The 18,409-nt window shown below is 61.5% G+C and carries 15 protein-coding genes and 1 pseudogene; 10 read left to right on the top strand and 6 right to left on the bottom strand.

The annotated features are described in order from the left end of the window. Nucleotides 1–21 precede the first annotated feature (21 nt). The 7 genes and pseudogenes from KGB20_RS08485 to gcvP all read left to right on the top strand — a co-directional run. Nucleotides 22–129, top strand: a pseudogene (locus KGB20_RS08485) (tetrameric acyl-CoA thioesterase); the annotation flags it as partial. A gap of 9 nt (nt 130–138) precedes the next feature. Then, nucleotides 139–1,356 carry a 2-octaprenyl-3-methyl-6-methoxy-1,4-benzoquinol hydroxylase gene (locus KGB20_RS08480; RefSeq protein ID WP_191628309.1) on the top strand — a complete coding sequence of 406 codons (1,218 nt, stop codon included), beginning with the start codon at nt 139–141 and terminating at the stop codon, nt 1,354–1,356. Nucleotides 1,357–1,604: 248 nt separating this feature from the next. Further along, nucleotides 1,605–2,609, top strand: coding sequence for an extracellular solute-binding protein (locus tag KGB20_RS08475; RefSeq protein ID WP_057712826.1), 1,005 nt, complete (start codon nt 1,605–1,607; stop codon nt 2,607–2,609). A gap of 205 nt (nt 2,610–2,814) precedes the next feature. Beyond that, entirely contained in the window at nt 2,815–4,431 is a 1,617-nt protein-coding gene (locus tag KGB20_RS08465; RefSeq protein WP_150813742.1) for an ABC transporter permease, read from the top strand. Between the two features lie 156 nt (nt 4,432–4,587). After that, complete coding sequence (gene gcvT, locus KGB20_RS08460) at nt 4,588–5,670, top strand: glycine cleavage system aminomethyltransferase GcvT (protein ID WP_154909849.1); 1,083 nt, start codon at nt 4,588–4,590, stop codon at nt 5,668–5,670. 48 nt (nt 5,671–5,718) lie between these two features. Continuing rightward, nucleotides 5,719–6,102 carry a glycine cleavage system protein GcvH gene (gene gcvH, locus KGB20_RS08455; RefSeq protein WP_150813743.1) on the top strand — a complete coding sequence of 128 codons (384 nt, stop codon included), beginning with the start codon at nt 5,719–5,721 and terminating at the stop codon, nt 6,100–6,102. Nucleotides 6,103–6,330: 228 nt separating this feature from the next. After that, nucleotides 6,331–9,204: an aminomethyl-transferring glycine dehydrogenase gene (gene gcvP / locus KGB20_RS08450; RefSeq protein WP_154860924.1), complete on the top strand. Its 2,874-nt coding sequence runs from the start codon at nt 6,331–6,333 to the stop codon at nt 9,202–9,204. 194 nt (nt 9,205–9,398) lie between these two features. Here the strand turns inward: gcvP and KGB20_RS08445 are convergent, their stop codons facing one another. From KGB20_RS08445 to KGB20_RS08425, 5 genes are all read right to left on the bottom strand, one after another. Continuing rightward, nucleotides 9,399–9,716, bottom strand: coding sequence for a DUF2388 domain-containing protein (locus KGB20_RS08445; RefSeq protein ID WP_057712831.1), 318 nt, complete (start codon nt 9,714–9,716; stop codon nt 9,399–9,401). 68 nt (nt 9,717–9,784) lie between these two features. Next, the gene (locus KGB20_RS08440) at nt 9,785–10,234 is read right to left on the bottom strand and encodes an NfeD family protein (RefSeq protein WP_154860925.1); all 450 of its coding nucleotides are present in this window, start codon (nt 10,232–10,234) and stop codon (nt 9,785–9,787) included. A gap of 8 nt (nt 10,235–10,242) precedes the next feature. Continuing rightward, nucleotides 10,243–11,163: an SPFH domain-containing protein gene (locus KGB20_RS08435; protein WP_057712833.1), complete on the bottom strand. Its 921-nt coding sequence runs from the start codon at nt 11,161–11,163 to the stop codon at nt 10,243–10,245. A gap of 84 nt (nt 11,164–11,247) precedes the next feature. Further along, nucleotides 11,248–13,032: a GspE/PulE family protein gene (locus KGB20_RS08430; protein WP_090452058.1), complete on the bottom strand. Its 1,785-nt coding sequence runs from the start codon at nt 13,030–13,032 to the stop codon at nt 11,248–11,250. 90 nt (nt 13,033–13,122) lie between these two features. Continuing rightward, on the bottom strand, nt 13,123–13,461 hold the full coding sequence (locus KGB20_RS08425) for a hypothetical protein (protein WP_154909851.1): 339 nt from the start codon (nt 13,459–13,461) through the stop codon (nt 13,123–13,125). A 126-nt stretch (nt 13,462–13,587) separates the two neighbouring features. On the opposite strand from KGB20_RS08425, the gene KGB20_RS08420 reads away from it, so the two are divergent. Beyond that, complete coding sequence (locus KGB20_RS08420) at nt 13,588–14,058, top strand: Lrp/AsnC family transcriptional regulator (RefSeq protein ID WP_090452054.1); 471 nt, start codon at nt 13,588–13,590, stop codon at nt 14,056–14,058. Between the two features lie 115 nt (nt 14,059–14,173). Here KGB20_RS08420 and KGB20_RS08415 read toward each other — a convergent pair whose 3' ends face one another. Next, on the bottom strand, nt 14,174–15,541 hold the full coding sequence (locus KGB20_RS08415; RefSeq protein WP_090452052.1) for an inorganic triphosphatase: 1,368 nt from the start codon (nt 15,539–15,541) through the stop codon (nt 14,174–14,176). Nucleotides 15,542–15,698: 157 nt separating this feature from the next. Between KGB20_RS08415 and argE the strand changes: the two genes are divergently transcribed. Together argE and argA are read left to right on the top strand one after the other, a co-directional pair. After that, complete coding sequence (gene argE, locus KGB20_RS08410) at nt 15,699–16,850, top strand: acetylornithine deacetylase (protein ID WP_150813748.1); 1,152 nt, start codon at nt 15,699–15,701, stop codon at nt 16,848–16,850. 258 nt (nt 16,851–17,108) lie between these two features. Further along, nucleotides 17,109–18,407, top strand: a complete 1,299-nt coding sequence (gene argA, locus KGB20_RS08405; protein ID WP_057712838.1) for an amino-acid N-acetyltransferase — start codon at nt 17,109–17,111, stop codon at nt 18,405–18,407. The last annotated feature ends 2 nt before the right edge of the window (nt 18,408–18,409 follow it).

Below are 18,409 nucleotides of genomic sequence, written 5' to 3'. Positions count from 1 at the left end.
TTCGGCAAGGCGCGATTGATAAAATACCTGCCTTGCAGGTTCGACATTCATGACAGCGCCGGCCACTGGGTGGCGCGGGTCGGGAAAACCCTTTACGTGCGGCTCAAGCCGCAAGAGAGACAGGCTTAAAGCATGGAAATGCGCGCAGATCTGCTGATTGTCGGGGCCGGAATGGTCGGCAGCGCCCTGGCGCTGGCGTTGCAGGACAGCGGGCTGGAAGTCCTGCTGCTGGACGGCAGCCCCATGAGCGTCAAACCGTTCAACGCTCAGGCAGCGTTTGAGCCACGGGTGAGCGCCTTGTCGACTGCCAGCCAGCGGATTCTCGAGCGCCTGGGCGTGTGGGACGGCATCGCCGGGCGGCGCAGCAGCCCCTACACCGACATGCAGGTCTGGGATGGCAGCGGCACCGGGCAAATCCACTTCTCGGCGGCCAGCGTGCATGCCGAGGTGCTGGGGCATATCGTCGAGAACCGCGTGGTCCAGGATGCCTTGCTTGAGCGTCTGCACGATTGCGACCTGGGGTTGCTGGCCAATGCTCGCCTGGAGCAGATGCGCCGCTCCGGCGATGACTGGCTGCTGACCCTGGCCGATGGCCGCACCCTGCGCGCGCCGCTGGTGATCGCGGCAGATGGCGCCAACTCGGCGGTGCGACGCCTGGCCGGAGTGGCGACCCGCGAATGGGATTATTTTCACCATGCCATCGTCACCAGCGTGCGTTGCGCCAAACCGCATCAGATGACGGCGTGGCAGCGCTTCACCGACACCGGCCCGTTGGCGTTTCTACCCCTTGAGCGGGACGGCCAACAGGATTGGTGTTCGATCGTCTGGTCGACCACACCCGGCGAAGCCGAACGTCTGATGGCGATGGATGAACAAGGTTTCTGCAAGGCATTGGAGCGGGCCTTTGAAGGTCGGCTCGGTGAAGTGCTGAGCGCCGACCCGCGCCTGTGTGTGCCCCTGCGTCAGCGGCATGCCAAGCGGTATGTGGCTGAAGGCCTGGCATTGATCGGCGACGCGGCCCACACCATTCACCCGTTGGCCGGGCAGGGGGTCAATCTCGGATTCCTCGATGCCGCCGTGCTGGCCGAAGTGTTGCTGCAAGCGGCAACACGTGGCGAACGCCTGGCGGATGTGAAAGTCCTCAGCCGTTACGAGCGTCGACGCATGCCCCACAACCTGGCGTTGATGGCGGCGATGGAAGGCTTCGAGCGGTTGTTCCAGGCCGATCCGTTGCCGGTGCGCTGGTTGCGTAATACCGGATTGAAAATGGTGGAGAAAATGCCGGAAGCCAAGGCGTTGTTCGTGCGTGAAGCGCTGGGGTTGACCGGGGATTTGCCGGCACTCGCCAAGGCCTGAGATTTTTGTTGAGGTTAAGGGCCCCTTCGCGAGCAAGCTCGCTCCCACAGGAATTCAGGTGTTAATGCAATTTGTGTGAACGCTGGAGAACCCTGTGGGAGCGAGCTTGCTCGCGATGTCGGCAGTTCGGCCACCCAATATTCCAGCTTGTGCAACATCTGGTAACTCCTCCGCAAGCGGGTTCGATTGAGAAGCTAAATGTGAGTCCTTATCATTTGTCCTCATTTTTCAATCGAGAGACCGCTCCCATGTTGGCACCGAAGCGTCTACTGACTGCACTGGCCTTGACCCTGATCGGCAGCACCGCCGCCCAGGCCGCTGACGAAGTGGTGGTCTACTCCTCGCGAATCGACGAGCTGATCAAGCCAGTATTCGATGCCTACACCGCCAAGACCGGCGTGAAGGTGAAGTTCATCACCGACAAGGAAGCGCCGCTGATGCAGCGGCTCAAGGCCGAGGGCGCGAATACGCCGGCCGACCTGCTGCTCACCGTCGATGCCGGCAACCTCTGGCAAGCCGAGCAGATGGGCATCCTCCAACCGTTCACCTCGAAAACCATCGACACCAATATTCCGCTGCAATACCGGGCAGCCTCCCACGCCTGGACCGGCCTGAGCCTGCGGGCGCGGACCATTGCCTACTCCACAGATCGGGTGAAGCCGGGTGAACTGACCACCTACGAAGCGCTGGCCGACAAGCAATGGGAAGGCCGCCTGTGCCTGCGCACGGCGAAGAAGGTCTACAACCAGTCCCTGACCGCGACCATGATCGAAGTGCACGGCGCCGGGAAGACCGAGGAAATCCTCAAGGGCTGGGTCAGGAACCTGTCCACTGACGTGTTCTCCGACGACACCGCCGTGCTGGAAGCGATCAACGCCGGTCAGTGCGACGTCGGTATCGTTAACACCTACTACTACGGCCGCCTGCACAAGCAGAAGCCAGACCTGCCGGTGAAACTGTTCTGGCCGAACCAGGCTGACCGTGGCGTACACATCAACTTGTCGGGTATCGGCCTGACACAACACGCGCCACACCCGGAAGCGGCCAAGGCTCTGGTGGAGTGGATGACCACCCCTGAAGCGCAGAAAATCTTTGCCGACGTGAACCAGGAGTTCCCGGCGAATCCGGCCGTGCAGCCATCGGCTGAAGTCGCCGCATGGGGCAAGTTCATTGCTGATACCTTGCCCGTGGAAATCGCTGGCAAGCGCCAGGCTGAGGCGATTCGCATGATGGACAAGGCTGGCTGGAACTGAGCCAGCTGTTATGCTGCGCCCCGCCTAGGCGGGGCGTTTGTTTTTGCGTTACGCACCCCTGACGCTGTAGGAGCGAGCTTGCTCGCGATGAACGTCAGGGCGCCGCGGACGGTCAGGCTTCCCGCATTATCGTTGACGTTTTTCGCGAGCGAGCTCGCTCCTACCAGTGTCGATCTCATCCATTAGATAGTAGAGAACCAAGCCTGTGGCCCATCCCGCCCAACGCCGCTGGTATCCAGTCGTCTTCGCCATTGCTGCGCTGGTCCTGTTGCCCCTGAGCGTGTTGCTGCTGTCCTGGCAAACCATCGATCAACAGATCTGGTCTCATCTCTGGGACACGCAGATGCCGCGTTTGCTGGGCAATACCCTGACCCTGGTGCTAGGCGTTGGTGTCGGCGTGACAGTCCTGGGTGTCAGCCTGGCCTGGCTCACCAGCCTTTGCGAATTCCCCGGTCGGCGCTGGCTGGACTGGGCATTGATGCTGCCCTTCGCGATCCCGGCCTATGTGCTGGCCTTCGTCTTCGTCGGCCTGCTGGATTTTGCCGGGCCCGTGCAAACCCTGCTGCGCGAGTGGTTTGGCAGTGGCCTGCGGCTGCCGCGCGTGCGCTCCACGGGTGGCGTGATCGTCGTGCTCGTGCTGGTTTTCTATCCCTATGTTTACCTGCTGGCCCGCACAGCCTTCCTTGCCCAGGGCAAAGGCCTGATGGAAGCCGCGCGGGTCCTTGGCCAATCGCCCTGGCAAGCGTTCTGGCGGGTGGCATTGCCCATGGCGCGGCCAGCCATCGGTGCGGGCGTGGCATTGGCACTGATGGAAACCCTGGCGGACTTCGGCGCAGTGTCGGTGTTCAACTTCGATACCTTCACCACGGCCATCTACAAGACCTGGTACGGTTTTTTCAGCCTGTCGTCCGCCGCGCAACTGGCCAGCCTGTTACTGCTGGTGGTGATGCTCGTGCTCTACGGCGAACGGCGTGCCCGTGGGGCGAACCGGGCGAGTAACGAGCGACCACGGGTCAAGGCGCTGTATCACCTGCGAGGCGTCAAGGCACTGGCGGCCACGATGTGGTGCTGCCTGGTGTTCGCCTGTGCTTTCGTTATCCCGATGCTGCAATTGGTGGTGTGGTTCTGGCTGCGTGGGCGCTTCGATCTCGACGAGCGCTACACCGGGTTGATCGTCCATACCTTGTACCTGGGGGCGATGGCGGCGTTGATCACCGTCAGCGTCGCCTTGTTACTGGCGTTTGCCCGACGACTGGCGCCCACCCGGGTCATTCGTTCCGGGGTCAGTCTGGCCAACCTGGGCTACGCCTTGCCCGGTTCGGTGTTGGCGGTGTCGATCATGCTCGCGTTCAGTTACCTGGACCGCGAACTGGTGATCCCGCTTTCGAGTTGGCTCGGTGGTGCGGGCAAGCCGCTGCTGCTGGGCAGCCTGTCGGCATTGTTGCTGGCCTATCTGGTGCGCTTCATTGCGGTGGCTTACGGACCGCTGGAAAGCAGCCTGGCGCGTATACGGCCATCTTTGCCCGAAGCGGCACGTAGCCTTGGCGTCAGTGGGCCACGACTGTTTTTCAAAGTGTATCTGCCATTATTGCTACCCGGCACGTTGAGCGCCGCGCTGCTGGTGTTCGTCGATGTGCTCAAGGAAATGCCCGCAACCTTGCTGATGCGCCCGTTTGGCTGGGACACGCTGGCGGTGCGAATCTTCGAAATGACCAGCGAAGGCGAATGGGCGCGGGCGTCTTTGCCGGCATTGACTCTGGTACTGGTCGGGCTGTTACCGGTCATCGGATTGATCCGACGCTCAGCACATCGAAACAGCTAGGTGTCAGTCCTACACCTTGCGGCTACAATGCGCGGCATTCGGTGCGGTCCGTCTGACAGACCAGGTAGCTGAAATCGGTTGAAGGCCCTTTATTTCAAGGCATTCAGTCCGTGCAGCACCAGCCCGCACCTTCGCCACGCCCGGAAGGAGAAACCCATGGGACAGCGTACGCCTCTGTATGACCTTCATCTCGCACTCGGCGCGAAGATGGTCGATTTTGGCGGTTGGGACATGCCTCTGCATTATGGATCGCAGGTCGAGGAACACCATCAGGTGCGCCGCGATTGCGGTGTCTTCGATGTATCCCACATGACCGTAATCGATGTCGGTGGCGCCCAGGCAAAAGCCTGGCTCCGGCATTTACTGGCCAATGATGTCGAACGCCTGCACAGCCCAGGCCGTGCGTTGTACAGCACCATGCTCAACGAGCAGGGCGGGATTGTCGACGACATGATCGTCTACCGTCTCGATGAGGGTTATCGCCTGGTGGTCAACGCCTCCACCCGCGATCAGGACATGGCCTGGATGCAAGCGCATCTCGACGGTTTCGATGTGCAACTTCGCGAGCGTTCCGAGTTGGCGATGCTGGCCATCCAGGGCCCCCACGCCCGGCAGAAAATTGCCGAACTGGTCAGTCAGTCCCGCGGCAACCTGATCCAGCTCCTCAAGCCTTTCGAAGGCCTGTCCGATGGTGACTGGTTCATCGCACGCACCGGTTATACCGGCGAAGACGGCCTGGAAATCATTCTGCCGGCCGATCAGGCGCCAGGCTTTTTCAACGATCTGGTCGGCGCCGGGATTTCTCCCATCGGTCTTGGCGCGCGGGATACCTTGCGGGTCGAAGCCGGCATGAATCTTTACGGTCAGGATATCCAGCAGGATATTTCACCCTTGGCCTCCAATATGGCCTGGACCATTGCCTGGGAACCTGCCACCCGGCAGTTCATCGGGCGCAAGGCGCTGGACGCCGAGCAGGCTGCCGGTGTACAGCAAAAACTGGTCGGTCTGGTCCTTGAGGAACGCGGTGTTTTACGCGCTCATCAGGTGGTCCGCATCGCCGATGTTGGCGAAGGGGAGATCACCAGTGGTAGTTTCTCTCCTACGCTAAGCAAGTCGATTGCACTGGCGCGCGTGCCGATGGCAACAGCCGACCGCGCTGAAGTGGAAATCCGTGGCAAGTGGTACCCGGTCCGGGTGGTCAAACCGACCTTCGTACGCCACGGCAAAACCTTGATCTAATCTTTTCTGGCGGACATGACCGCCGACCATTTCCTGAGGACACAGAACATGAGCGATATCCCTGCCGACCTGCGTTTTGCCGAAAGTCACGAATGGGCACGTCTGGAAGCCGATGGCACCGTCACCGTGGGCATCAGCGATCACGCGCAGGAAGCGCTGGGTGACGTGGTGTTCGTCGAGCTGACTGAGGTCGGCAACGTGTTTGCTGCCGGTGATCAGTCGGGTGTCGTTGAATCGGTCAAAGCCGCTTCCGACATTTATGCACCGATCAGCGGTGAAGTGATCGCGGTCAATGAAGCGTTGAGCGCTGAGCCTGAGCTGCTCAACTCCGATCCGTACGGCGCGTGGATCTTCAAGCTCAAGCCAAGCGACACCGCCGAGCTGGAAAAACTGCTGGATGCCGCCGGCTACAAGGCCGCCATCGGCGAGTAAGCCTTCAGCGTCATCCAAAGCCCCGACTCGTCGGGGCTTTTTGTTGTCTGGCGAATTTCCCTTATAGGAGCGAGCTTGCTCGCGATGGTCGTTAACGATAACGCTGCAACCTGAGACCCCGCGGCGCGCTCGGGGTCATCGCGAGCAAGCTCGCTCCTACAGAGTGGCTGCTATGCTGGTTTGATCGTGTTGCATCGACGCTGAGCGCCAGTCAAGAGAGAGCCCGTCATGTCCCAATTGCCGTCCCTGAGCCAGTTACGCGACCCCAATGCCTTTCTACGCCGCCACCTCGGGCCCGATGCCGCCGAGCAACAGGCGATGCTCGACAGCCTCGGCCTGGGCAGTCGGGTCGAATTGATCGAGCAGACGGTGCCGCCGGGCATCCGCCTCAACCGGGCGCTGGACCTGCCCCCGGCACTCGATGAAGAGGCCGCGCTGGCCAAGCTGCGCGGTTATGCCGAGCAGAACCAGGTCTGGACCAGCCTGATCGGCATGGGCTATCACGGCACCCTCACACCGGCGGTCATTCTGCGTAATGTGCTGGAAAATCCCGGCTGGTACACCGCGTACACCCCCTATCAGCCAGAGATCGCCCAAGGGCGACTCGAAGCGCTGCTGAACTTCCAGCAACTGACCATCGACCTGACCGGCCTGGAACTGGCCAATGCCTCGCTGCTTGATGAAGCCACCGCCGCGGCGGAGGCCATGGCCTTGGCCAAGCGGGTCGCCAAGTCCAAAAGCAACCTGTTCTTTGTCGACGAAAACTGCCACCCGCAAACCATTTCCGTGGTGCAGACCCGCGCTGAAGGTTTCGGCTTCGATCTGATCGTCGACACTGTGGATAACTTGAAGCGGCACCAGGTGTTCGGCGCGCTGCTGCAATACCCTGACACCCATGGTGAAATCCACGACCTGCGACCGCTGATTGATCACCTGCACGCGCAACAGGCCCTGGCCTGTGTCGCCACGGATTTGCTGAGCCTGTTGTTGTTGACTCCGCCGGGTGAACTGGGTGCCGATGTGGTGTTCGGCTCGTCCCAGCGATTTGGTGTGCCCATGGGCTACGGCGGGCCTCATGCAGCATTTTTTGCCAGCCGCGATGAATACAAGCGCGCGATTCCCGGGCGGATCATCGGTGTTTCGAAAGATGCGCGGGGCAACACCGCCCTGCGCATGGCCCTGCAAACCCGCGAGCAACACATCCGCCGGGAGAAGGCCAACTCCAACATCTGCACGGCCCAGGTGCTGCTGGCCAATATCGCCAGTTTCTATGCGGTCTACCACGGCCCCGAAGGGCTCAAGCGAATTGCCCAGCGGGTTCATCGGCTGACCTGCATCCTTGCCGCCGGGCTTGAACGCAACGGTATCACCCGGGTCAACCGGCACTTCTTCGACACCTTGACGCTGGAAGTCGGCGGGACCCAGACCGCGATCATCGAAAGTGCCCGGGCCGCACAGATCAACCTGCGCATTCTCGGGCGCGGCCAGCTGGGCTTGAGCCTCGACGAAACCTGCGACGAAGGCACCGTGGCGAAGCTGTTCGACGTGTTCCTGGGGGCCGATCACGGGCTCAGCATCGACGACCTGGATGCCGAAGTCTTGCCTGGCGGAATTCCCCAAGGGCTGGCGCGAACTTCACCTTATCTGCGTCACCCCGTGTTCAGCGCCCATCACAGTGAAACCGAGATGCTGCGCTACCTCAAGCAGCTGGAAAACAAGGACCTGGCGCTCAATCAATCGATGATCCCGTTGGGCTCCTGCACCATGAAGCTCAACGCCACCAGCGAGATGATCCCGATTACCTGGCCGCAGTTCGCTAACCTGCACCCGTTCGTGCCCAAGGAACAGGCCGCCGGTTATGGGCTGATGATCGAGGAACTGGAGCGCTGGTTGTGCGCGATCACCGGTTTCGACGCGATCTGCATGCAACCCAACTCCGGCGCCCAGGGCGAATACGCCGGGCTGCTGGCGATCCGCAAATACCATGAGAGCCGGCAACAGGGCGGCCGTGATATCTGCCTGATTCCTTCGTCGGCTCACGGCACCAATCCCGCGTCGGCGCAAATGGCCGGGATGCGCGTGGTGATCGTCGAGTGCGACGAGGCGGGCAACGTCGACCTGGATGACCTCAAGGAAAAAGCCGCGCAGGCCGCCGAAAAACTCGCCTGCCTGATGGCGACCTATCCTTCGACCCATGGGGTGTATGAGGAAGGCATCAGCGAAATCTGTGAGGTGATCCACCAGCACGGGGGGCAGGTGTACATGGATGGCGCCAACCTCAACGCTCAGGTGGGGTTGGCGCGGCCGGCCGATATTGGTGCCGATGTCTCGCACATGAACCTGCACAAGACCTTCTGCATTCCCCATGGTGGCGGTGGGCCGGGCATGGGGCCGATTGGTGTTCGGGCACATCTGGCGCCGTTCGTGGCCAACCATCCGGTGGTGCCAATCGACGGGCCGCACCCGCAAAATGGCGCCGTCAGCGCAGCGCCTTGGGGCAGCGCAAGCATTCTGCCGATCAGCTGGATGTACATCGCCATGATGGGGCCGCAACTGGCGGACGCCAGCGAAGTGGCGATCCTGGCCGCGAATTACCTGGCGCGGCATTTGTCCGGTGCTTTCCCGGTGCTCTATACCGGGCGCAACGAACGGGTGGCCCACGAATGCATCCTCGACCTGCGACCGCTCAAGGCGTTGACCGGCATTACCGAGGAGGACGTGGCCAAGCGTCTGATGGATTACGGCTTCCATGCCCCGACCATGTCGTTTCCCGTGCCGGGGACGCTGATGGTCGAACCGACCGAAAGTGAATCGAAGGCGGAGCTGGACCGGTTCATCGGGGCGATGCTGAGCATCCGCGCGGAAATCAATGAGGTGCAGAACGGTAATTGGCCGGCTGAAGAAAATCCGTTGAAAGGTGCGCCGCATACGTTGGCCGATATCACCGGCGTGTGGGAACGACCGTACAGCATCGTGCAAGCGGTCACGCCGGACGCGCACACCAAGGCTCACAAATATTGGCCGGTGGTGAACCGGGTGGACAATGTGTATGGGGACCGGAACCTGTTTTGTGCGTGTGTGCCGGTGGACGACTACCGCTGACTTCCCAGGTTGTACATAACCCCTGTGGGAGCGAGCTTGCTCGCGATTGCGGTGTGACAGTCAATGAAGTTTTTACTGATCCACCGCTATCGCGAGCAAGCTCGCTCCCACAGGGGGGCTCGGTGAACATGAGATTTGCGTTCGCCAGGCAAAAAAATGCCGCTCAATTGAGCGGCATTTTTCATTCGCAACGCTTATTCCGAAGCCACGGCATTCTTCGCCAGGATCGCGTTCGCCAGTTCCATGTCCGTGGCTTGCAGGCCCGGGTTTTCGGCGCGGACCTTCTGCATGGCCGCTTCCAGGTACGGACCGCGGATACCGCCGTCACTGGCGACGAAGCTGCTGGCATCGTCCTGGGCCGCGACGACCAGCTTGTTATCCTTGGATGTCAGATAGCTCGAACCGGTGGTTGCACCGGACGTAAGAACGTTACGCCAAAAAGTATCGGCCATCGCCGAACCGACAGGCAGGGACAACAGCGCGACGGTAGCGACAGCAAGTTTGAAACGCATGACAAGGTGACTCCACTGGGTTGAGTACGCGGTTGGATTGCCAACCCCCAATCGAGTTCCGTGGTCGCTTAATCCGCCGCTTCGACCAGCAGGATGGCGCCTTGCTGGCCGACCACCCGCACGCGGTTGCCAGTGGCTGTGTCCGGCCCGCGGGCCATCCATACACCGTCAGCCACCTTGATCTTGCCGCGACCGTCGACAATCGCTTCATGCACCACGAAGGTTTTGCCGATGAGTTCCTGGCCGCGCAGATTCAGGTGCGGCTGATCACTCGGACGCATTGCCGTGCGCTGACGCCGCCACCAGTACAACGCGGTGGTGATCGACAGCAGGCCGAACAACAGAAACTGCCATTCCCAGGACAGGTCCGGCATCAGGAAGGTCAAGACGCCCACGGATGCCGCGGCCATGCCGATCCACAGCAGATAACCGCCGGCGCCGAACACTTCGAGAATCAACAGCACCGTGCCCAGCGCCAGCCAGTCCCAGAACGAAAGATGCTGCAAAAATGCCCACATGGCGCGCCTCAGGCTTTCTTGTTATCGAAAGTGGCCTTGACGATTTCGCCAATGCCGCCCACCGCACCGATCATCGAACTGGCTTCCAGCGGCATCAGGATCACCTTGCTGTTGTTGGCCGAGGACAACTTGCCCAGCGCATCGATGTACTTCTGCGCCACGAAGTAGTTCACCGCCTGCACGTTGCCGCTGGCGATGGCTTCGGACACCACTTTGGTCGCCTGGGCTTCTGCCGCGGCTTGCCGCTCGCGGGCTTCGGCTTCCAGGAATGCGGCCTGGCGACTGCCTTCGGCTTCGAGGATCTGCGCCTGCTTCTTGCCTTCGGCGGTCAGGATCGCTGCGGCGCGCAGGCCCTCGGCCTCGAGGATCTGCGCACGCTTGATTCGCTCGGCTTTCATCTGCCCTGACATCGCCGCCATCAGGTCGGCGGGCGGGCTGATGTCCTTGATCTCGATCCGGGTGATCTTGATGCCCCAAGGCGCGGTCGCTTCGTCGACGGTGCGCAGCAGTTTTTCGTTGATCCCGTCACGCTGGCTGAGCATGGCGTCGAGCTCCATCGAGCCGAGCACGGTGCGGATGTTGGTTTGCAGCAGGTTGCGGATGGCGTGTTCGAGGTTGTTGACCTCGTAGGCCGCCTGGGCGGTGTTGACCACCTGGAAGAAGCACACGGCGTCGATTTGCACCGTGGCGTTGTCGGCGGTGATGACTTCCTGTGGCGGAATATCCAGCACGCTTTCCATCACATTCATCTTGCGGCCGATGCGGTCCATGACCGGAATGATGACGTTCAGCCCCGGCTTGAGCGTGTTGGTGTAGCGACCGAAACGCTCGACGGTCCATTCAAAGCCTTGGGGCACGACCTTGAAACCCATGAACAGAATGGCGACCACCAGGCCGACAAAAAGCAAAAGCACACTACCGATCTGCATAACGATTCCTTGTTGATGTGTGGATCTGTGGAGTTGCAATGGCTGAAGTGTAGCTGTGCCGATGCCGGATCAGTACAGCCAGGCTCAGTTCTGCTCGCTCTGGGGAGTCACGCGCAGAATCTCCTCGATAGTCGTCAGCCCGGCGGCGACCTTTTGCGCTCCTGACAACCGCAGGCTGCGCATGCCCTCCTTGAATGCCTGGCGCCGCACGGCCAGCAGATCGGTGTCGGGACTGATCAACGCCTTGATGCCATCGCTCAGTTGCATGATTTCGTAGACCCCGGCGCGACCGCGATAACCGGTGTCGCGGCATTCCACGCAACCGATGGCACGCTGGGCATTGGCCGGCAACGGTGCTTGCCAGGGACGGGTCAGGGTTTGCCAGTCGTCTTCGCCCAGCGTCAGCGGCGCCTTGCAGTGCGGGCACAGGGTTCGCACCAGTCGCTGGGCCATGACGCCAAGCACTGTGGCCTTGATCAGGTAATGCGGCACGCCGAGCTCCAGAAGACGGCTGATGGCGCTGGGCGCGTCGTTGGTGTGCAGGGTCGACAGCACCAGGTGCCCGGTGAGCGCCGCCTGGATCGCCATTTCCGCGGTTTCGAGGTCGCGGATCTCGCCGATCATGATGATGTCCGGGTCTTGCCGCATCAGTGCGCGCACGCCGGCGGCGAAGGTCAGGTCGATGTTGTGCTGGACCTGCATCTGGTTGAACGCCGGCTCGACCATTTCAATCGGGTCTTCGATGGTGCAGAGGTTGACCTCCGGCGTCGCCAGTTTTTTCAGGGTGGTGTAGAGGGTGGTGGTCTTGCCCGAGCCCGTCGGCCCGGTGACGAGGATGATGCCGTGGGGCTGGCGGGTCATGTCTTGCCAGCGGCGCAGGTCGTCGGCGGAGAAACCAAGCTGGTCGAAGTCCTTGAGCAATACTTCCGGATCGAAGATCCGCATGACCATTTTTTCGCCGAAGGCCGTGGGCAGTGTCGACAAGCGCAATTCGACTTCACCGCCATCCGGAGTCTTGGTTTTCACCCGTCCGTCCTGGGGTTTGCGTTTCTCCGCGACGTTCATGCGCCCCAGGGTTTTCAGGCGACTGACGATGGCCATGGTGACCTGGGGCGGGAATTGATAGACGTTGTGCAGCACGCCGTCGATGCGAAAGCGCACCGTGCCTTGCTCGCGCCGGGGCTCGATATGGATGTCGCTGGCGCGTTGCTGGAACGCGTACTGGAACAGCCAGTCGACGATATTGACGATGTGTGCGTCGTTGGCGTCCGGCTCCTGGTCGCTGGCGCCGAGGTTGAGCAGCTGTTCGAAATTGCCGAGGGTACTGACTTGCGGGTCGGCGCTGTTCGCCCCGGTGACCGACTTGGCCAGGCGGAAGAATTCGACGCTCAAGCGCTGGATGTCCACGGGGTTGGCCACCACACGCTTGATCGGCAATTTGAGCACGTGGGTCAGGTCAGCCTCCCAGCCGCTGACATAAGGCTGGGCGCTGGCCACGGTTACCGCCTCGCGGTCGATGGCTACCGCGAGGATCTTGTGGCGCTGGGCGAAGGCATAGGACATCAGCGGGGTCACGGCCGCGACGTTGATTTTCAGTGGGTCGATGCGCAGGTAAGGCTGGCCGGCCTGCCGGGACAGCCACAGGGTCAGGCTCTCGAGGTCCAGCGGTTTGCCGGGGCGGCTGAGATCGTCCAGCTGTTGGCTGGCAATGAACTCCAGCGGATGCATCTGCCCAAGGGAGGCGTTGCGGCGGCGGGCATTGAGTGCGTGTTCGGCCGAATCCTGGCTGATAAAGCCCTGGGCGACGAGTTCGCGCAGTAGATCATTGAGATCCAGCCAGCGGTCCTGAAGGGCGATTTGTACGGACATGCGGGCTCCTTTTGAACGACAGTGCGCAAAGGATAGCCGTGGCTCGGCTGACCGCTGGGCCACTACCCGACAAAGCCGTTTCGGAGTTTTTCAGCCCGCCGCTTGAACCGCTTCGGCCCATGGGGCATCAGCTTCTTGCAGCTCCACCGAGCAGACGCTGATCAGGTTGCGAAGTTTTTCCGCAATCACTTGCGCGCGGTGCCAGCTCAAACCGTCGATGACAACCTCGATGGTCAACCAGTCGTCCTGGCGCTGCGCGCTGACCTGCTCCGGCGTGAGCAATTGCAGGGCGAACAGATTGAGGGCGCGACACAGCAGGTCCGGTTCAGCCTCGGCCGTCATTTGATAGCGAACCCGGCAATGGGCGTTGCCGACGTTCCAGACATCGGCGCGGGCAGGTGGGGTATTCACGGCTTCGAGATACGGCATGGTCAGGCTCCAGAATCATTGGAGAAATGTTTACATCCTGTGCCGGGTATTTCTTCTCTATGATTGGCTGTATTGCAGGAATGAAGAATAAATCAATTCATTTATTACGCGGTTAAGGGTTTTTTTATGCATAGCGAACTGGACAGCTACGACCGCAAGATCCTCGCCTTGCTGCAAGAGGACGCTTCGCTTTCCAGCGCACAGATCGCCGAGCAGGTGGGGCTCTCGCAATCGCCGTGCTGGCGGCGGATTCAGCGGATGAAAGAGGAGGGCATCATTCGCGGCCAGGTGACCTTGCTCGACCGCAAGAAAATCGGCCTGAACACGCAAATCTTCGCGGAGGTGAAACTCAATGCCCACGGGCGTTCGAACTTCACCGAATTCACCGAGGCGATTCGCGGCTTTCCGGAGGTGCTGGAATGTTACGTGCTGATGGGGGCGGTGGATTTCTTGCTGCGGATTGTCACGGCGGACATCGAAGCGTACGAGCGCTTCTTCTTCGAGAAGCTGTCGATGGTGCCGGGGATTCAGGAGGTCAATTCGATCGTGGCGTTGTCGGAGATCAAGTCGACCACCAGTTTGCCGGTGTTGCGCTGATGATGCTTGAGGGCCTTTGTGGCGAGGGGGCTTGCCCCCGTTGGGTTGCGCAGCGACCCCAAAAATGGGCCTGCTGCGCAGTCCAACGGGGGCAAGCCCCCTCGCCACAAAGGTATTACAGGCGCAGCAACATTTTCCAGGCGCGGTTCTGATACACCGCAATCGCCTGCTGCTTACGTGCATCCAGGACTTCGTCGGTGATCGACTCGTTGGCCAGTTGCGCCAGCTTGTTCAACTCGCCGTACAGGCGATCCATTTCCGGGATCTCCAGCACGTTGCGCGCATGGTGCAGCCAGACCTGGATGCGTTCGATGCGCGGCAGTTGCTCGGCCAGGTCTTCCGGTTGTTGCTGGTAACGTTGCAGTTGCAACGAAGTGGCTTCTTCGCCCAGCAGGCGCGGCAACCAGCTGCCCAGTTGCGCAGCGCCCTGGCGATTGCCACGGGTGTTGCGGTCGGCGGCCCAGGTGCGGGCCAGCAGCCAGCGCGAGGTGGTCAGGGAGAACAGGCCCCAGCGTGGGTCTTCGAGTTCTTCGAGGAACTGCTCGGGCGCGGCCTTGCGCACGTCTTCATCGTCCAGGCCGGCTTGTACCAGCGGACGCCAGTCTTCCAGCAAGGCATCGAGGGCAATACGCAGATCGTGGGTCGACTGACGCGGAGCGGCCTGGCCCAGGCTGCTGATCAGCGCGCGCATTTCCGCGAGGCATTCGACCCAGTCCTGCAACAGGCGCCAGTGACCGTTGAAGCGATACTGCTCGGCCAGACGCTGGCTGCTGCCCAGCAAATGCCAGCTCAGCGCGGCGAACGCGTCGTCCAGCGGCGTTTCAGCGGTGATCTGCGGTGCCGGCAGGCTCAACGAATAGCTGTGGGCGTCGTACAGGCGATAACCACGCTCGGCCTTGCTGATATCGCATGGCATCAGGGCCAGTTTCTCGGCCAGCTCGGCGGCCAGTTCCAGCAGGGCTGCCGGTTCGCCTTCGCGCAGTTCCAGTTCCAGCTCGCAGATTTCTTCTTTCTGCTTGCCGACCACGACGTGACCCAGGTCCAGCGCGGCTTCGATGACCACTTTGGTCTTGCCGCGACCCCAGGCGATTTCCGCGCGTTCACGGACGAAATCGGTGGTGAAGATCGGCTTCAGGGTCTTCTTGTCCAGCTCGGCCAGTTCCTCGGGCCAGCATTCGCCGTCGAGTTTCTTCAAGTCGAGCTTGGCCTTGGGCAGGTTCCAGTCGTATTCGTTACGAACGGACAGGCCGGCGACGCTCTGGCCGCGGGTCTTGAGGGTCTGAATCACTTCTTCGCCATCCTTGCGCAGGCGCAGGGCGACTTTTGCCTGGGCCAGGTCACGCTCGGGCGTGTCGAAGTACTGATTCATCAACTCACGGCGTTCCCAGCCACTTTTGTTGCGTTTTTTCAGTAACGGGTGCTCGCGCAGTGCGGCGAGGGTTTCGCGGCTGACGCGGAGTTTGATTTCGGTTTCTTTCTGCATGGCCGGAAAATCCAGGATCGGGAGCGCAGCCGGGGGAGTGTGTGGCTGCCAAGGTCGTGCAGTGTACAGGACTCAAGGTTAGTACGCGCCGAGACGGTTTATTCCTGTCATCGGTTGGTTCTATGATGGACTTCAATTCAGGTGCCGGGAGTCAGCGATGCCATTGCCGTCGATGAAAGAACAATTCGCTGCGTTGATCGCTGCACCGTCCGTCAGTTGCACCCAACCCAGTCTCGATCAAACCAACCGCCCGGTCATCGATCTGCTGGCGACGTGGCTCGGTGAACTGGGTTTTACCTGCGATATCCAGCAAGTCAGCCCCGGCAAGTTCAACCTGCTGGCCAGTTTCGGCTCCGGCCCCGGCGGCCTGGTACTGGCCGGGCACAGCGACACCGTGCCGTTCGACGGTGCGCTGTGGCAAACCGATCCGCTGAAGCTCACTGAAGTCGACGGTCGTTGGGTCGGCCTGGGCAGTTGCGACATGAAGGGCTTTTTCGCCCTGGCCATCGAGGCGGTCATACCGCTGCTCGATCAGCCGTTCAAACAGCCGTTGCTGATTCTCGCCACTTGCGATGAAGAAAGTTCGATGTCCGGTGCCCGCGCGCTGGCCGAAGCGGGGCGACCGCTGGGGCGGGCGGCGGTGATCGGCGAGCCGACAGGGCTCAAGCCGATCCGCATGCACAAGGGCATCATGATGGAGCGCATCGACATCCTTGGTCAGAGCGGTCATTCCTCCGACCCGCGCCTGGGCCACAGCGCCCTGGAAGCCATGCACGATGCCATCGGTGAACTGCGTGGCCTGCGCTTGTTATGGCAACGCGAATTCCGCAATCCACAGTTTGGCGTGCCGACGCCAACGATGAATTTCGGCTGCATCCATGGCGGCGACAACCCCAACCGCATCTGCGGCCAGTGTTCGCTGGAATTCGATTTGCGGCCGCTGCCCGGCATGGACCCCAAGGTCCTGCGCGCCGAGATCCTGCAGAAGCTCAAGCCGGTTGCCGAGCGGCATCAGGTCAAGATCGATTACGCGCCGTTGTTCCCCGAAGTGCCGCCGTTCGAGCAGGCCGAGGACGCAGAGTTGGTGCGCATTGCCGAAAAGCTCACCGGCCACAGCGCCGAAGCAGTGGCGTTCGGCACCGAAGCACCTTATCTTCAGCGTCTTGGCTGTGAAACGCTGGTGCTTGGCCCGGGTGATATCGCCTGCGCCCACCAGCCGGGGGAATACCTCGAAATGTCACGTTTGCAGCCTACGGTGCATCTATTAAGGCAACTGATCGAACACTATTGCCTGACACCGGTGGCTTGACCCTGTGGGAGCGGGCTTGCTCGCGAAGGCGGTGTCTCAGGCGCCCAGCGTCGACTGACACTCCGCTTTCGCGAGCAAGCCCGCTCCCACAGGGGTCTGTGATTTACCTGACAAGCCGTATAAATTGCCGGTACCCAAACCCGTATTCATGAGGAGAGCGCGCGTGTCGCCAAGCCTGTTCCGACGATAACCATCAGCCCGCTGTGCGTTTTCAGTTTCGCCCTTTTTTCGGCTGCTATTTATTACAGGCCCAGGTTCATGCCCGAATACGTCAATTGGCTTCGTCACGCTTCGCCTTACATCAACGCCCACCGCGATTGCACCTTTGTCGTCATGCTGCCCGGCGACGGCGTTGAACACCCGAATTTCGGCAATATCGTCCACGACCTGGTGCTGTTGCACAGCCTGGGTGTGCGTCTGGTGCTGGTTCACGGTTCCCGCCCGCAAATCGAAGCGCGCCTCGCGGCCCGTGGCCTGACCCCGCATTACCACCACGGCATGCGCATCACCGATGCCGCGACCCTGGAGTGCGTGATCGACGCGGTTGGCCAGTTGCGCATTGCCATTGAGGCTCGCCTGTCGATGGACATGGCTTCGTCGCCGATGCAGGGTTCGCGCCTGCGGGTGGCCAGCGGCAACCTGGTGACGGCACGGCCGATCGGCGTGCTTGAAGGCGTCGACTATCACCACACCGGCGAAGTGCGCCGGGTCGACCGCAAGGGCATCAACCGTCTGCTGGACGAGCGCTCCATCGTGCTGTTGTCGCCGCTGGGCTATTCGCCGACCGGGGAGATTTTCAACCTGGCCTGCGAAGACGTCGCCACCCGCGCGGCCATCGACCTGGGCGCGGACAAGCTGCTGCTGTTCGGCGCCGACCTTGGCCTGATCGACGAACACGGGCGCCTGGTGCGCGAACTGCGTCCGCAGCAGGTGCCGGCGCATCTGCAACGGTTGGGCAGTAACTACCAGGCAGAATTACTCGATGCCGCGGCCGAAGCTTGCCGTGGCGGCGTGGCCCGCAGCCATATCGTCAGTTATGCCGAAGACGGTGCACTGCTGACCGAGCTGTTCACCCGCGACGGTGGCGGTACGCTGGTGGCCCAGGAGCAGTTCGAAGTCGTACGCGAAGCGGCCATTGAAGACGTCGGTGGTTTGCTGGATTTGATCAGCCCGCTGGAAGAGCAGGGCATCCTGGTGCGCCGTTCCCGTGAGGTGCTGGAGCGCGAAATCGAACAGTTCAGCGTGGTCGAGCGCGAAGGCATGATCATCGCCTGTGCGGCGCTGTATCAGATTGCCGATTCGGATGCCGGTGAACTGGCGTGCCTGGCGGTGAATCCGGAGTATCGCCATGGCGGTCGCGGTGATGAATTGCTGGAGCGCATCGAGACCCGCGCCCGGGCTCAGGGTTTGAAGACATTATTCGTCCTTACTACCCGCACCGCTCACTGGTTCCGCGAGCGTGGTTTTGTGCCGAGCAGCGTTGACCGTCTGCCGTCGGCGCGGGCGTCGCTGTACAACTATCAGCGTAATTCGAAGATCTTCGAAAAAGCCCTTTGATC

Source organism: Pseudomonas sp. BF-R-30, assembly GCF_019956175.1.
GTDB classification, from domain to species: domain Bacteria; phylum Pseudomonadota; class Gammaproteobacteria; order Pseudomonadales; family Pseudomonadaceae; genus Aquipseudomonas; species Aquipseudomonas jessenii.
This window is presented reverse-complemented; position numbering and strand designations above follow the sequence as displayed.

Coding starts and splice junctions, on each gene's coding strand:
- KGB20_RS08435 (WP_057712833.1), bottom strand. CDS start 11,163: ATGCAGATCGGTAGTGTGCTTTTGCTTTTTGTCGGCCTGGTGGTCGCC.
- KGB20_RS08440 (WP_154860925.1), bottom strand. CDS start 10,234: ATGTGGGCATTTTTGCAGCATCTTTCGTTCTGGGACTGGCTGGCGCTG.
- KGB20_RS08415 (WP_090452052.1), bottom strand. CDS start 15,541: ATGCAGAAAGAAACCGAAATCAAACTCCGCGTCAGCCGCGAAACCCTC.
- KGB20_RS08425 (WP_154909851.1), bottom strand. CDS start 13,461: ATGCCGTATCTCGAAGCCGTGAATACCCCACCTGCCCGCGCCGATGTC.
- gcvH (WP_150813743.1), top strand. CDS start 5,719: ATGAGCGATATCCCTGCCGACCTGCGTTTTGCCGAAAGTCACGAATGG.
- KGB20_RS08480 (WP_191628309.1), top strand. CDS start 139: ATGCGCGCAGATCTGCTGATTGTCGGGGCCGGAATGGTCGGCAGCGCC.
- KGB20_RS08420 (WP_090452054.1), top strand. CDS start 13,588: ATGCATAGCGAACTGGACAGCTACGACCGCAAGATCCTCGCCTTGCTG.
- KGB20_RS08445 (WP_057712831.1), bottom strand. CDS start 9,716: ATGCGTTTCAAACTTGCTGTCGCTACCGTCGCGCTGTTGTCCCTGCCT.
- argE (WP_150813748.1), top strand. CDS start 15,699: ATGCCATTGCCGTCGATGAAAGAACAATTCGCTGCGTTGATCGCTGCA.
- KGB20_RS08475 (WP_057712826.1), top strand. CDS start 1,605: ATGTTGGCACCGAAGCGTCTACTGACTGCACTGGCCTTGACCCTGATC.
- argA (WP_057712838.1), top strand. CDS start 17,109: ATGCCCGAATACGTCAATTGGCTTCGTCACGCTTCGCCTTACATCAAC.
- gcvT (WP_154909849.1), top strand. CDS start 4,588: ATGGGACAGCGTACGCCTCTGTATGACCTTCATCTCGCACTCGGCGCG.
- KGB20_RS08430 (WP_090452058.1), bottom strand. CDS start 13,032: ATGTCCGTACAAATCGCCCTTCAGGACCGCTGGCTGGATCTCAATGAT.
- gcvP (WP_154860924.1), top strand. CDS start 6,331: ATGTCCCAATTGCCGTCCCTGAGCCAGTTACGCGACCCCAATGCCTTT.